This is a genomic window from Streptomyces sp. R33 (assembly GCF_041200175.1).
In the GTDB taxonomy this organism is placed as follows: domain Bacteria; phylum Actinomycetota; class Actinomycetes; order Streptomycetales; family Streptomycetaceae; genus Streptomyces; species Streptomyces katrae_B.
Genome location: NZ_CP165727.1, coordinates 2,127,126 through 2,141,260, shown reverse-complemented (window position 1 = coordinate 2,141,260; position 14,135 = coordinate 2,127,126). Strand labels below are relative to the sequence as shown.

Here is a 14,135-nt window from a genome sequence, read left to right as displayed (position 1 = left end):
GTGGCCCCATGGATCCCGCCGCGTACGTGCCCGACGTCTTCGACCCCCGGATCTACGGCGCCGGGATCCCGTACGAGAGCTACCGGCTGCTGCGGGACCGGCACCCGGTCGCCTGGCAGCCCGAGCCGGAGATCCAGGGCTGGCCCGCCGGCCCCGGCTTCTGGGCCGTCACCCGGCACGCCGACGTGGTCCGGGTGCTGCGCGACCACGCCACGTACTCCTCCTGGCTCGGCGCGACCCAGATCCGCGACCCCGACCCGGCCGACCTGCCGTTCTTGCGGCGCACCATGCTCAACCAGGACCCGCGGCGCAGCGCCGGCGACCACGGGCGGCTGCGCCGGCTGGTCTCCCGCGCCTTCACCCCCGCCCGTGTCGACGCCTTCGCCGGCCGGGTCCGCGAACGGGCCCGCACCCTGCTCGCCACCGCCCGCGCGAAGGCCGAGGACGGCGCCGCCGACCTGGTCCGCACGGTCACCGACGAGTACGCGCTGCTCAACCTGACCGACCTGCTGGGCGTCCCGGCCGCCGACCGGGGCCTGCTGCTGGAGTGGACCGTACGGATCATCGGCTACCAGGACCCCGAGGACGCGCCCGCGCCCCTGCTCGGCCCCGACGGAAAACCCCTCAACCCGCGCTCCCCGGCGCTGCTCGGCGAGATGTTCTCGTACGCCCGGGAACTGGCCGCCCACAAGCGCGCGCACCCCGGCGACGACGTCATGACCGCGCTCGCCGAGGCCGGACTGGACCCGGCCGAGCTGGAGATGTTCTTCTTCCTGCTCACCGTCGCCGGCAACGACACCGTACGCAGCGCCGCCCCCGGCGGGCTGCTGGCCCTGGCCCGCGACCCGGGCGCGTACCGGCTGCTCGCCGAGGGCCGGACCCCGCTGCACACCGCGGTGGACGAACTGCTGCGCGTCCACCCGCCGGTGCTCAGCTTCCGCCGCACGGCCGCCGTCGACACCGAGCTCGCCGGGCAGCCGATCCGCGCCGGGGACAAGGTGGTGGTCTTCCACGCCTCCGCCAACCACGACGAGCGCGCCTTCACCGACCCCGGACGCCTCGACCTCGCCCGGACGCCCAACCCGCACGTCTCCTTCGGGGACGGCCCGCACGTCTGCCTCGGCGCCCACTTCGCCCGGCTCCAGCTGCGCGTGCTCTACGAGGAGTGGCGCGCGGCCATGCCGGCCCCGGAACTCGCGGGCCCGCCGCGCCGGCTGGTGTCGAACTTCATCAACGGGATCACGCGGCTGCCGCTGCGGGTGTCCGGGCCGGCCGGGTGACGTCCGCCAGCAGCTCGACCACGTCCGGGCCGTACGCGTCGGAGTTGTTGACCTTCAGCACCACGCAGAAGGAGTCCCCGCGGTAGCGGCGCGCCAAGTCCTTGTGGTGGCGGGCCAGGTAGCGGGCGCCCGCCTGGTTGCTGATCGCGGTCTGCCCGGAGACCAGGAACACCGGCCGGCTCCCGGGTCCGGTCGTCAGCCGGGCCAGCAGCACGTGGTCGATCTGGCCCTTCTGCCAGCGGTACGTCTCCTCGCCGACGCGGATCGCCCCGCGGTCCGGACCCGGCTCGGTGGACACGTCGACACGGACGCCCGGCAGCATGGAGGCCAGGTGCGCCGCCGTCCGGGCATTGGACACCGGCCCGCCCACGCAGAACTCGGCGCGCTCGCCGAAGCCTTGCCGGACGGAGTCGTGCGAGACGATCTGGAGATTGGCCCCGCAGTCCTTGATCAGGGCGGATATCTCCAGCAGCGCGAACGCGTCGTTGCGGTGCACCGACCCTTCGGTGCCACCCATCTGCCGGTTGACGACGAAGAGGCAGTCGGAGCCGGTGGGCAGGCCGAAGAAGGCCTGCTTGCGGCGCAGCGTACGGCGCCACAGATAGGTCCGGGTGAACCAGCCGAAGCCGCCGCTGATGGCGGTGGCCACCACGCCGAGCACGATGTTGCGCACGTCTTCGTTCATGGGCCGGATGCTAGCCCGCACCGGGTCTTCCTGACGCGGGGGGTGCGGTGAAGTTACAGTGCCGAGTTCAGGCCTGTCCGGTGGGGTCCGACAGGCCGTCTACTGGAGGTTCGGATGCGTCGTCCCGCCACACGTCAGTTAGCGCTCGTCGCCCTCGCCGCAGCGCTGGTGTCCACCGGCGCCGCCGCCCCGCCGTCAGAGGCGGCGGCGTCCGCGGGGGGCACCCCCGCCAAGGTCCCGGTCGCCGCCGGCTACGGCGGGGCCGTCGCCAGTGTCGACGCCGACGCCTCCGCCGCCGGCATCGCGGTCCTGCGATCCGGCGGCAACGCCGTGGACGCCGCCGTCGCGACCGCGGCCGCGCTCGGGGTGACCGAGCCGTACTCGGCAGGCATCGGCGGAGGCGGCTACTTCGTCTACTACGACGCCAAGTCCCGCCGTGTGCAGACCATCGACGGCCGCGAGACCGCCCCCGCCACGGCCACCGCCGGCCTCTTCCAGGAGAACGGCGTCCCCATCCCCTTCGAGCAGGGCCAGACCAGCGGCCGCTCCGTCGGCGTCCCCGGCACCCCGGCCACCTGGAAGAGCGCCCTCGACGCCTGGGGCACCCGCCCGCTCGGCCAGCTCCTGAAGCCCGCCGAGAAGCTGGCGCGCGACGGGTTCACCGTCGACCCGACCTTCCGGGCCCAGACGGAGCTCAACCAGGACCGCTTCAAGGACTTCCCCGACACCAGGAAGCTCTTCCTGCCGGGCGGCGACCTGCCGGTGGTCGGCTCCACCTTCAAGAACCCCGACCTGGCGGCCACGTACGCGGAACTCGCCCGCAAGGGCACGGGTGCGCTGTACCGGGGCCCGATCGCCGAGGACATCGTCCGGGCCGTCCGCAAGCCCCCCGTGGACCCGGCCGCCACCCGGATCGTCCGCTCGGGCGATCTGACCACCGGCGACCTGCGCGCGTACGAGACCAAGCGCCAGGCCCCGACGCAGGTGAGCTACCGGGGCCTCGACGTGTACAGCATGGCGCCCTCGTCCTCGGGCGGGACCACCGTCGGCGAGGCGCTCAACATCCTCGAGCGCACCGACCTGTCGAAGCTGTCCGAGACCCAGTACCTGCACCGGTTCATCGAGGCCTCGCGGATCTCGTTCGCCGACCGCGGCCGCTGGGTCGGCGACCCGGCCGCCCAGAACGTGCCCACGCGGGAGCTGCTCTCGCAGCGGTTCGCCGACTCGCGCGGCTGCCTGATCGCCCCGGACCGGACGCTGACCAGCCCGCTGGCCCCCGGCGACCCGCGTCACCCGGCGGCCTGCGGGGGCTCCGGCCAGGCCGCCCCGACCACCTACGAGGGGGAGAACACCACGCACCTGACGGTCGCCGACCGCTGGGGCAACGTCGTCTCGTACACCCTGACCATCGAGTCCACCGGCGGCAGCGCGATCACCGTCCCGGGCCGCGGGTTCCTGCTGAACAACGAGCTGACCGACTTCTCCTTCGCCCCGGCGGCCCCCGGCGTCCCGGACCCGAACCTGCCCGGCCCCGGCAAGCGGCCGCGCTCGTCCATGTCCCCGACCATCGTGCTGGAGCACGGGCGTCCGGTGCTCGCGGTGGGCTCCCCGGGCGGGGCCACCATCATCACCACCGTCCTGCAGACCCTGACCGGGCACCTGGACCGGGGGCTGCCGCTGGTCGACGCCATCGCGGCGCCGCGGGCCAGCCAGCGCAACCAGACCACCACGGAGCTGGAGCCGGGTCTGTGGAACAGCCCGCTGCGCGCCGGGCTGGAGGCGCTGGGCCAGCGGTTCCGGCAGAACCCGGAGATCGGCGCGGCAACCGGGGTCCAGCGGCTCCCGGACGGGCGCTGGCTGGCCGCCGCCGAGACGAGCCGGCGGGGCGGGGGCTCGGCGATGGTGGTCCACCCGCACGGCAAACCGTAGGCGTCACAGAGCGGTGAGGATCCTCGGGCCGTCGGCGGTGATCGCGACCGTGTGCTCCGCATGTGCGGCGCGGCTGCCGTCGACGCTCCGCAGGGTCCAGCCGTCCCCGTCGCACCGGTAGTCGTCCGTACCGCCCGCGATCAGCATCGGCTCGATCGCGAGCACCATGCCGGGTCGCAGCTTCATACCGCGCCCCGGCCGGCCCTCGTTGGGCACGCCGGGGTCCTCGTGCATGCTGCGGCCGATGCCGTGGCCGCCGAACCCGTCCGGGACGCCGTAGCCGGCGGAGCGGCACACGGTGCCGACGGCGTACGCGATGTCCCCGATCCGGTTGCCGGGCCGTGCGGCGGCGATGCCGGCCGCGAGGGCCGCCTCGGCGGTCTCGATCAGCCGCAGGTCCGCCGGGCGCGGCCGGCCGACGGTGAAGCTGACCGCCGCGTCCCCGACCCAGCCGCCGAGCTTCGCCCCGCAGTCGATGCTGACCAGGTCCCCGTCGCGGAGCCGGTAGCCGCCGGGGACGCCGTGCACGATCGCGTCGTTGACCGAGGTGCAGATCACCCCCGGGAAGGGCACCGGCGCGAACTCCGGCCGGTAGCCCAGGAACGGCGAGCTCGCGCCGGCCCCGTCCAGTACCCCGCGGGCGACCTTGTCCAAGTCCAGCAGGGACACCCCCACCCGGGCGGCCTGCCGTACTGCGGCCAGGGCCTGGGCGACGACCCGGCCCGGGGCGCGCATTGCTTCGATCGACTCTTCCGTCTTCAGTTCCACCATGCCAATAACTATACCGGTATATCTATCCCGGTATAACTTTCACGGGATAGTTATTGGGGGAGCGGGTAGGATGCGGGCATGGTCCGCACCCCCCTCACCCCCGAAGAGCGCGAGCGCGGCGAGCGCCTGGGCGCACTGCTGCGCGAGGCCCGCGGCGGCCGCAGCATGGTCGAGGTCGCGGCGAGCGCCGGGCTGTCCGCCGAGACCCTCCGCAAGATCGAGACCGGCCGGGCGCCGACCCCGGCGTTCTTCACCGTGGCCGCCGTGGCCGAGGCGCTCGGGCTGTCCCTGGACGAGGTGCTGCGCCGCTGCGCGTTCGTCCCCGCCTGACACCTTTTCCGGCCTTCCTCGGCCTCCTCGGCCCGCGGACCTGCGGGTTCTTTCGGGCGGGCCCGGCGGGCCGAACGGCCCAATCGGTGGTGGGAGCGGTCGGGCGCGGGGCAAGCGTGAAGGCGTGTCAGCCTCGAACGCTTCCACACGACTCGTTTTCGGACTCCTGGGCACCCTGCTGGCGGCGGGTCTGCTGCTCGCCGTCTGCGCAGCGCCGCAGGGCCGGGCCGATGCCAGTTTCCGGCTGACGCGACCCTCCGCGACGACGGCGCCGGACAGCCCTTAGGCTCCGCGGATGACTCTCGATGAGCTGGACCGGGGCAAGTACGTCAGCCTCACCACGTTCCGCAAGGACGGCACGCCCGTCGCGACGCCCGTGTGGGCGGTGGCGGACGGCGGTGAGCTGTACGTCTGGACGCGCACCGACTCGTGGAAGGTGAAGCGGATCCGCAACAACGGGCGGGTCACGGTCAGCCCCTGCGACGTGCGGGGACGGGTCGCGCAGGGGGCGCCCGTGCTGGAGGGCGAGGCGCGGCTGCTGGACGAGGCCGGGCTGAAGCGGGTGCGCAAGCTGATGCTGCGGAAGTACACCTGGCAGTTCTGGGGGCTGGACGTGCCGGCGGCGGTGTTCCGGCTCGGGAAGCGCCCGCACACCGCGATCGCCGTCAAGCTTTGAGATTCCCGTAGCCCGCCCGTAACACCGGTGGGATCCAATGCCGGCATGGAGACCGCGACTTCGCTGGTGATCGGTCAACTCTCGGGCTACTTGCGCGGGTTGACGCAGAGGCTCGATCCGGGGGCAGGTTGGTACGGGGAGTTCCTGCGCCGGGATCCGGAGGGTCTGCGGGCCTGTCTGGACGGGGCCGCGATGCCGCCGTGGGACGTGGTGGAATCGCTGCTCGGCGACCTCGCGGAGGCCAGGGGCGCCGAGTCCGCGCAGCGGGAGACGCAGTACGCGGCCCGGCTGCGGGCCGCGGCCGTCGCGGTGTGGGACCGGCTGCCGGGCGGCGCGGAGGAACTGCGGACCCTGCTGGCCTCGGCCGCCGACCAGCGGGCCGTCTCGGAGGCGGCGACCCGCACCCTGACGGCCCGCCTGGCGACGACGACGGACCGCACCGAGGCGGAAACGCTGACCCGGGAACTCGCCTGGACCCGCGACGACGCAGCCAGGGCGGCCGCCCGCCAGCAGGACCTGACCTCCCGCCTGACGGCCTTGTCGACGCCCGCCCCCGACCCCGCCCCGTCCGGGCAGCCCGCCTCCGGCCGGGGCGGCGGCGGCCGGTCCGTCGAAGCCGCAGCCGAAGCCGAAGCCACGGGTCCGGGCCAGGCGCCCGAGGCATGGGCCGGGGTCGGGGACGGCGGGCCGTTGCCCGGGGTGCCGCGACAGCGGGAGGCGGGGGAGGACCGGGAGGCGGAGCCGCCCGTCGGGAGGGCCGAGGGGCGGTGGCTGCGCGGGGCACGGCGGGCCGGCGGCGCCCGCTACGCGGGCGCCGCGGCCCCCGCCGCCTCCACCCCGCCCGCCGTGCTCCCCGACACGGCCGCCGTGCCACCCCGCGGCGCCCGCTTCGGCCGCCCCGACCCCGGGCCCCACGCTCCCCGTGGCACCATCGGCCGAGCCCGGTTCGCCCCGCCGCGGCCGGATGCACCGTCCGTCGGCGAGGACCCCTTCGGCCAGGACCCCTTCGGCCAGGGCCCCTTCGGCCAGGGCCCCTTCGGCCAGGGCCCCTTCGGCCAGGGCCCCTTTGCGCCGACCGGTCCCGACGTGCAGCCGCCCGACCTCGCAGACCGCCCCGCGCCGCCGGAGCGGGAGGCGCAGTCCGCCGCGCCGGAGGCGGCCCTGCAAGGCGGTGGGATCGCGGGCGTGGTCGGGCAGTTGGGGGCCCTGCGGGCCCAGGGGCGCAGTGGCGAGGCGCATGCGGTGCTCTGCGAGGCCGCCGCCGGGCCCGCCGAGTGGCTGCCCCGGTTGGCCGCGGAGCTGGTGCGCGCCGGGCTCGGTGCGGACTGGGCCACGCTGCTGTGGGAGGCGGCCTCGCTCCCGCCCGAGCGGCTCGCCGCGGCCGCCGCCGCCCTCGGCGAGGCCGGCCGGCACGCCGACTGCGAGACCCTGCTGCGCCAGGGCGCGGCCCGCCCCGCCGCCGAGATCGCCGACGCCGCCCTGGCCCTGGCCGCCGCCGGCCGGATCCACGAGGCCGACGCCCTGCTCGGCGCCTTCGTCAAGGTCCGTACCGCGGAGGAGGCGGTCCGGCTCGCCCGCCGCGATCCGCAGTGGTTCACCCCCCGGCTGCTCCGGGCCGCCGAGGCCCTCTCCGCCGCGCATCACCGTGACCTCGTACACGCCCTGCGGGTTGCGAAACCGCCCGCCCACTGAGCGGATTCGACCGTTCGCTGTCCTAGCTTGATCGACTCACCCAACCGTGCACGGCGGTCTTGCCCCACGGTGTGACGAGGCCTACGTTCTACTCCCTACGCATATCGTCTACGTGCGTAGAACTCGGCGTTCCCGTCGCGAGGAGCAGCTCATGGCCCAAGTCGTCCGCGCCGCACTCGTCCAGGCCACCTGGACCGGAGACACCGAGTCGATGATCGCCAAACACGAGGAGCACGCCCGCCGGGCCGCCGCCCAGGGCGCGCAGATCATCGGCTTCCAGGAGGTGTTCAACGCCCCGTACTTCTGCCAGGTCCAGGATCCCGAGCACTACCGCTGGGCCGAGCCCGTCCCCGACGGCCCCACCGTCCGGCGCATGCAGGCGCTCGCCCGCGAGACCGGCATGGTCATCGTCGTACCGGTCTTCGAGCTCGAGTCCGAGGGCTTCTACTACAACACCGCCGCCGTCATCGACGCCGACGGCAGCTACCTCGGCAAGTACCGCAAACACCACATCCCCCAGGTCAAGGGCTTCTGGGAGAAGTACTACTTCCGCCCGGGCAACCTCGGCTGGCCCGTCTTCGACACCGCCGTCGGCCGCGTCGGCGTCTACATCTGCTACGACCGCCACTTCCCCGAGGGCTGGCGCGCCCTGGGCCTGGCCGGGGCCCAGCTGGTCTACAACCCCTCCGCCACCCACCGCGGCCTGTCCTCCTACCTCTGGAAGCTGGAACAGCCCGCCGCGGCCGTCGCCAACGAGTACTTCGTCGCCGCGATCAACCGCGTCGGCCAGGAGGAGTACGGCGACAACGACTTCTACGGCACCAGCTACTTCGTCGACCCCCGCGGCCAGTTCGTCGGAGAGGTCGCCAGCGGCAAGGACGAGGAACTCCTCGTCCGGGAGCTCGACTTCGACCTGATCAAGGAGGTCCGCGACCAGTGGGCCTTCTACCGCGACCGCCGCCCCGACGCCTACGGAGGGCTCGTACAGCCGTGACCGACCCGATCCCCCTGCACAGCCGCCACCAGGCCGTCATGCCCGACTGGCTCGCCCTCTACTACCGCCGCCCCCTCGAGCTCACGCACGGCGAGGGCCGCCACGTCTGGGACGCCGACGGCAACCGCTACCTCGACTTCTTCGGCGGCATCCTCACCACGATGACCGCCCACGCCCTGCCCGAGGTCACCAAGGCCGTCTCCGAGCAGGCCGGCCGGCTCATCCACTCCTCCACCCTGTACCTCAACCGCCCGATGATCGAGCTGGCCGAGCGGGTCGCCGCCCTGTCCGGCATCCCCGAGGCACGGGTCTTCTTCACCACCTCCGGCACCGAGGCCAACGACACCGCCCTGCTGCTCGCGACCGCGTACCGCCGCTCCAACCAGATCCTGGCGATGCGCAACAGCTACCACGGCCGGTCCTTCTCCGCCGTCGGCATCACCGGCAACCGCGGCTGGTCCCCGACCAGCCTCTCGCCGCTCCAGACGTACTACGTCCAGGGCGCCGTGCGCACCCGCGGACCCTTCGCGCACCTGAACGACGCCGAGTTCACCGCGGCCGCCGTCGCCGACCTCGAGGACGTGCTCGGCCAGGCCCGCGGAGGCGTCGCCGCCCTCATCGCGGAGCCCATCCAGGGCGTCGGTGGGTTCACCGCCCCGCCCGACGGGCTGTACGGGGCCTTCCGCCGGGTCCTCGACCGGCACGGCATCCTCTGGATCAGCGACGAGGTGCAGACCGGGTGGGGCCGCACGGGCGACCACTTCTGGGGCTGGCAGGCCCACGCCCAGAACGGGCCGCCGGACATCCTCACCTTCGCCAAGGGCATCGGCAACGGCATGTCCATCGGCGGGGTCGTGGCCCGCGCCGAGGTGATGAACTGCATCGACACCAACTCCATCTCCACCTTCGGCGGCTCCCCGGTCACCATGGCGGCCGGCGTGGCCAACCTGGCGTACCTGCTGGAGCACGACCTCCAGGGCAACGCCCGCCGCGTCGGCGGCCTGCTCCTGGAGCGGCTGCGCGCCATCGCCGCCACCGTGCCCGCCGTACGGGAGGTCCGCGGCCGAGGTCTGATGGCCGGGCTGGAGCTGACGAAACCCGGCACCGACGAGGCCGACCCGGACGGGGCCTCCGCCGTCTTGGAGGCCGCCCGCGAAGGCGGCCTGCTGCTCGGCAAGGGCGGCGGGTACAACACCAGCGTGCTGCGCATCGCGCCGCCGCTGTCCCTCACCGTCGCCGAGGCGGAAGAGGGCGCCGAGATCCTCGAACGGGCCCTGCACAGCATCGTGTGACCGGGAGGCGCCGCACATGTCCATCCGCACCCTCATCCGCGGCGGCCTCGTCATCACGGCCGCCGACGAGCTCCATGCCGACGTCCTGGTCGAGGACGGCCGGGTGGCCGCCCTCGCGGCCCACGGCTCGGCGGCCGCCGAGGCCTGGACCGCCGAACGCACGATCGACGCGAGCGGGAAGTACGTCATCCCCGGCGGGGTCGACGCCCACACCCACATGGAGCTGCCCTTCGGCGGGACCGCCGCCTCGGACACCTTCGAGACCGGCACCCGGGCCGCCGCCTGGGGCGGCACCACCACCATCGTCGACTTCGCCGTGCAGAGCATGGGCCAGGCCCTGCGCCAGGGGCTCGACACCTGGTACGACAAGGCCGACGGCAAGTGCTCCATCGACTACGCCTTCCACATGATCCTCTCGGACGTCAACGAGGGGACCCTGAAGGAGATGGACCACCTGATCGGGGAGGGCGTCACCTCCTTCAAGCTGTTCATGGCCTACCCCGGCGTCTTCTACAGCGACGACGGGCAGATCCTGCGCGCCATGCAGCGGGCCTCCGGCAACGGCGGGCTGATCATGATGCACGCCGAGAACGGCATCGCGATCGACGTCCTGGTCGAACAGGCCCTGGCCCGCGGGGAGACCGATCCCCGCCACCACGGCGAGGTCCGCAAGGTCCTCCTCGAAGCCGAGGCCACGCACCGGGCGATCCAGCTCGCGCGCGTGGCCGGCTCCCCGCTGTACGTGGTCCACGTCTCGGCCGAGGAGGCGGTCGCCGAGCTCGCCGCCGCCCGCGACAAGGGCCTGCCGGTGTTCGGGGAGACCTGCCCGCAGTACCTGTTCCTGTCCACCGACAACCTCGAAGAGCCCGATTTCCAGGGCGCCAAGTACGTCTGCTCCACCCCGCTGCGGCCACGCGAGCACCAGGCCGCCCTCTGGCGGGGCCTGCGGACCGACGACCTCCAGGTGGTCTCCACCGACCACTGCCCGTTCTGCTTCCGCGGCCAGAAGGAGCTCGGCCGCGGCGACTTCTCGAAGATCCCGAACGGGCTGCCGGGCGTGGAGAACCGGATGGATCTCCTCCACCAGGCCGTCCTGGACGGGCACATCAGCCGCCGCCGCTGGATCGAGATCGCCTGCGCGGCCCCGGCCCGGATGTTCGGCCTCTACCCCCAGAAGGGCACCATCGCGCCGGGTTCCGACGCCGACATCGTCCTCTACGATCCGCACGCCGAGCAGGTCATCTCCGCCGAGACGCACCACATGAACGTGGACTACTCGGCGTACGAGGGCAAGCGGATCACCGGGCGCGTCGACACCGTGCTCTCGCGCGGCGAACTCGTCATCGACCGGCGCGAGTACACCGGCCGGGCCGGCCACGGGGTGTACATCCCCCGCTCCACCTGCCAGTACCTCTAAGGAACCGTGATGGACTTCGGCCTCGTCCTCCAGACCGACCCGCCCGCCTCGCAGGTGATCAGCCTCATGAAGCGGGCCGAGCGCAACGGCTTCCGCTACGGCTGGACCTTCGACTCCGCCGTGCTGTGGCAGGAACCGTTCGTCATCTACAGCCAGATCCTCGCGAACACGCAGAAGCTGCACATCGGCCCGATGGTCACCAACCCGGGCACCCGCACCTGGGAGGTGACCGCCTCCACCTTCGCCACCCTCAACGACATGTACGGCAACCGCACGGTGTGCGGGATCGGCCGCGGCGACTCCGCGATGCGGGTCGCCGGGCGCAAACCGAACACCCTGGCCCGGCTCGGCGAGGCCATCGACGTCATCCGCGACCTCGCGGAGGGCCGGGAGGCCGAGGTCGACGGCAACCCGCTGCGCCTGCCCTGGATCCGGGACGGGAAGCTCCCCGTCTGGATGGCCGCGTACGGGCCGAAGGCGCTGGCCCTGGCCGGCGAGAAGGCCGACGGGTTCATCCTCCAGCTCGCCGACCCCTACCTCACCGAGTGGATGGTCGGCGCGGTCCGCGAGGCCGCCGAACGGGCCGGCCGCGACCCGGACGCGGTCACCATCTGCGTGGCGGCGCCGGCGTACGTGGGCGAGGACCTGGCCCACGCCCGTGACCAGTGCCGCTGGTTCGGCGGGATGGTCGGCAACCACGTCGCCGACCTGGTCGGCCGCTACGGCGAGCACTCCGGCATGGTGCCGGACGCCCTCACCGAGTACATCAAGGCCCGCCAGGGCTACGACTACAGCCACCACGGCCGCGCCGGGAACCCGTCCGCCGACTTCGTGCCGGACGAGATCGTGGACCGCTTCTGCCTGCTCGGCCCGCCCGAGGCCCACATCGAGAAGCTGCGGACCCTGCGCGACCTGGGCGTCGACCAGTTCGCCGTGTACGACATGCACGACGCGAAGGAGGCCACCATCGACGCGTACGGGCAGCACGTGATCCCGGCGATCAACGGCTGACGGATTTCCGGCCCGCGCCGGGGGAGCCACCAGGAACGCCCCCTGCACCGCTGACGGTGCAGGGGGCGCCGTCATGTGTGAAGCGCACGACAATTGCTTTGTACTCGAGAGCGCCTGGATGTTTGATCACTCAGACGAGTGATCCGGTCCCGGGCGACCCCCGGGACGCTTCCGGGAGGAAACTTGAGTACAGCCACCGAGCCCCGCCACCGCACGGGCTTAGGCACGGACGGCATCCGTTACGTCCACACGCTCGGCCCGCAGGGGACGAACCTCGAAGCCGCCGCCCATGAATGGCTGCGCCGCCGGGGCATCGCGGGGGAGGTCGCACTCCACGCGTCGCTCGAGGAAGCCCTCGAAGCGGTGCCCGACGACGGGGAGCACGCGCTCGCCGCCTGCGCCGTCTATCCGGCGTTGCACACCCTGACCTTCGGCAACCTGCACCGGCTGCACATGGTCGACAGCTTCATCATGCCGACGCACAACATGGTCCTGGCCAGCACGGGAACGGACGCTCCGCTGACCGTCTCCACGCACCCCGCCCCGGTGGGACTGGTCCCGCCGCAGGCCGAGTCCCGGCTGGTGCTCAGCAATTCCCAGGCGGCCATCGACTGCGCCGCCGGCCTGAGCGAGGGCTGCATCACCACGATCGTCGCGGCCGAGCGGCACGGGATGCGCGTGTTGCGGGACTTCGGCCCGGTGCCCATGGTCTTCACCATCCACCAGGTGCTCGCAGCGGGCGCGCGGCCGGACACCGCGGGAGCAGCGCTGTGACGACCAGTGCCCCGCTGAGTGCCCCGATCGGTGCCGCCTCGCGCAACGAGGCGAAGGACCTCACCGGATCCCTCATCCCCAAGGTCAACCGGTTCCGCCTCCGCCAGGCCGACGACGGCACGGTGACGGCCCCTCAGGCAGCCGATCGCGCACTTCTCGCCGAGATCCGCGACGAGGCGAACGCCTGGTACGCCCGTAACGGGCGGGCCCGCCAGGGCGAAGCCCTCGTGGCGGACGTGGACGGCTGGATCGCCGCGGGCCTGGACACCGTGCCCGACTTCGCCCGCTCCCGGGACGCGCTCGAGCCGCCCGCGGACGGTGAGCACGTGTTCTTCCTGGCTCCCGCGCAGACCACCAACAGCGTGCCGCCCGTCGGCAAGCGCCTGGACTGCTTCTTCGCACTGCGCAGGGAACCCGCCGCGCTGCCGCAGCTGGCCACGTCCTTCCCGCATCCCAGGAACAACTGCCAGTCCCTGGTGCTCATCGCGGGCAGCCACGGCTTCGCGCACGGCAACTGCATCGTGTTCTTCCCCGAGAACGTGGCCGCGTCCGACAAGGTCGAAGAGCAGCCGTACGCGATGTTCTTCTACAACAAGATGCGGAAGATCCACGAGACCTACGCCCTGCCGGGAGCCGAGGCGGTCCTCACCGCCGAGTCCGTCCCGCGCGCCTCGTCCGGCCTGGCCCCGGACGTCTGCTTCGAGGCCCGTGCGATCTGGGGATATCTGCACGACTCCATGCACTACCAGGGCCGCTGGCCGTTCGACCAGCACATCACTCTGAAGATGAACTGGTTCGTCGGGCTCCTGGAGGAGACCAAGGTCGACGCCAAGACCGCCCTCGCCTGCGCGGACGGCGGGGTCCCGTTCGCTCGGGAACAGATCGCCATGATCCTGCTGGAGCGCGTCTTCCGGTACCCGCAGGCCGACGACGCGACGCGCAACTTCGACTCGGGCACCGGCGTCTTCCTCTACTCCTGGCTGCGCGCCCACGACGCGCTGACCGGGTCGCCCGAGGCCGGCGGCCTGCTCCACCTGGACTGGGACAAGACCCTCCACGCCCTGCGGGAGTACGTCGCCACCGTCGAGCGGCTCGAGGACCACGTACGCACCGACGACGAGTACCGGGCCGCGGCCAGGGAACTCGTCCGTGCGTACCTGCCCGCGGGCGAGGCCAAGCAGCGGTTCCGCTTCACCGAGGACCAGAGCGTCCTGCTGCGGGCCAAGCAGACGCTGGCCGGGCTGCCGCCGCTGCGGTTCGCGGACGCGGAGTGGTGAGTCTGCG

At 72.9% G+C, this 14,135-nt stretch carries 13 protein-coding genes; 11 read left to right on the top strand and 2 right to left on the bottom strand.

Annotated elements, in window-relative coordinates; all coding sequences use genetic code 11:
* Positions 1 to 8 precede the first annotated feature (8 nt).
* Positions 9 to 1,280 (top strand): cytochrome P450, encoded by a 1,272-nt coding sequence (locus AB5J51_RS10125; RefSeq protein ID WP_369777487.1) that lies wholly within the window; start codon positions 9 to 11, stop codon positions 1,278 to 1,280.
* Here AB5J51_RS10125 and AB5J51_RS10120 read toward each other — a convergent pair.
* A complete protein-coding gene (locus AB5J51_RS10120) occupies positions 1,240 to 1,965 on the bottom strand; it encodes a hypothetical protein (protein ID WP_030293015.1) in 726 nt (241 codons plus the stop codon). The two genes, AB5J51_RS10125 and AB5J51_RS10120, sit on opposite strands and share 41 nt — an antisense overlap.
* A gap of 114 nt (positions 1,966 to 2,079) precedes the next feature.
* Between AB5J51_RS10120 and ggt the strand changes: the two genes are divergently transcribed.
* The gene (ggt, locus tag AB5J51_RS10115) at positions 2,080 to 3,894 is read left to right on the top strand and encodes a gamma-glutamyltransferase (protein ID WP_136224459.1); all 1,815 of its coding nucleotides are present in this window, start codon (positions 2,080 to 2,082) and stop codon (positions 3,892 to 3,894) included.
* A gap of 3 nt (positions 3,895 to 3,897) precedes the next feature.
* On the opposite strand, the gene map is transcribed toward ggt, so the two are convergent.
* Complete coding sequence (gene map, locus AB5J51_RS10110) at positions 3,898 to 4,665, bottom strand: type I methionyl aminopeptidase (protein ID WP_369777486.1); 768 nt, start codon at positions 4,663 to 4,665, stop codon at positions 3,898 to 3,900.
* Between the two features lie 78 nt (positions 4,666 to 4,743).
* Here map and AB5J51_RS10105 point away from each other — a divergent pair, with 78 nt between their 5' ends.
* From AB5J51_RS10105 to AB5J51_RS10065, 9 genes are all read left to right on the top strand, one after another.
* A complete protein-coding gene (locus AB5J51_RS10105; protein WP_053786654.1) occupies positions 4,744 to 4,995 on the top strand; it encodes a helix-turn-helix domain-containing protein in 252 nt (83 codons plus the stop codon).
* Between the two features lie 295 nt (positions 4,996 to 5,290).
* The gene (locus AB5J51_RS10100; RefSeq protein WP_053786653.1) at positions 5,291 to 5,671 is read left to right on the top strand and encodes a PPOX class F420-dependent oxidoreductase; all 381 of its coding nucleotides are present in this window, start codon (positions 5,291 to 5,293) and stop codon (positions 5,669 to 5,671) included.
* A gap of 45 nt (positions 5,672 to 5,716) precedes the next feature.
* Entirely contained in the window at positions 5,717 to 7,363 is a 1,647-nt protein-coding gene (locus AB5J51_RS10095) for a hypothetical protein (protein ID WP_369777485.1), read from the top strand.
* A 151-nt stretch (positions 7,364 to 7,514) separates the two neighbouring features.
* Positions 7,515 to 8,357: a nitrilase-related carbon-nitrogen hydrolase gene (locus AB5J51_RS10090; protein ID WP_053786651.1), complete on the top strand. Its 843-nt coding sequence runs from the start codon at positions 7,515 to 7,517 to the stop codon at positions 8,355 to 8,357.
* Positions 8,358 to 8,395: 38 nt separating this feature from the next.
* Positions 8,396 to 9,649, top strand: coding sequence for an aspartate aminotransferase family protein (locus AB5J51_RS10085; RefSeq protein WP_369780240.1), 1,254 nt, complete (start codon positions 8,396 to 8,398; stop codon positions 9,647 to 9,649).
* Between the two features lie 16 nt (positions 9,650 to 9,665).
* Entirely contained in the window at positions 9,666 to 11,066 is a 1,401-nt protein-coding gene (hydA, locus tag AB5J51_RS10080; RefSeq protein WP_136224455.1) for a dihydropyrimidinase, read from the top strand.
* A gap of 9 nt (positions 11,067 to 11,075) precedes the next feature.
* Positions 11,076 to 12,077: a TIGR03842 family LLM class F420-dependent oxidoreductase gene (locus tag AB5J51_RS10075; protein ID WP_053786649.1), complete on the top strand. Its 1,002-nt coding sequence runs from the start codon at positions 11,076 to 11,078 to the stop codon at positions 12,075 to 12,077.
* A gap of 183 nt (positions 12,078 to 12,260) precedes the next feature.
* On the top strand, positions 12,261 to 12,851 hold the full coding sequence (locus AB5J51_RS10070) for a bacilysin biosynthesis protein BacA (protein WP_199828038.1): 591 nt from the start codon (positions 12,261 to 12,263) through the stop codon (positions 12,849 to 12,851).
* The gene (locus AB5J51_RS10065) at positions 12,848 to 14,128 is read left to right on the top strand and encodes a DUF6421 family protein (RefSeq protein ID WP_369777482.1); all 1,281 of its coding nucleotides are present in this window, start codon (positions 12,848 to 12,850) and stop codon (positions 14,126 to 14,128) included. Before AB5J51_RS10070 ends, AB5J51_RS10065 begins: the two co-directional genes overlap by 4 nt.
* Positions 14,129 to 14,135 lie beyond the last annotated feature (7 nt).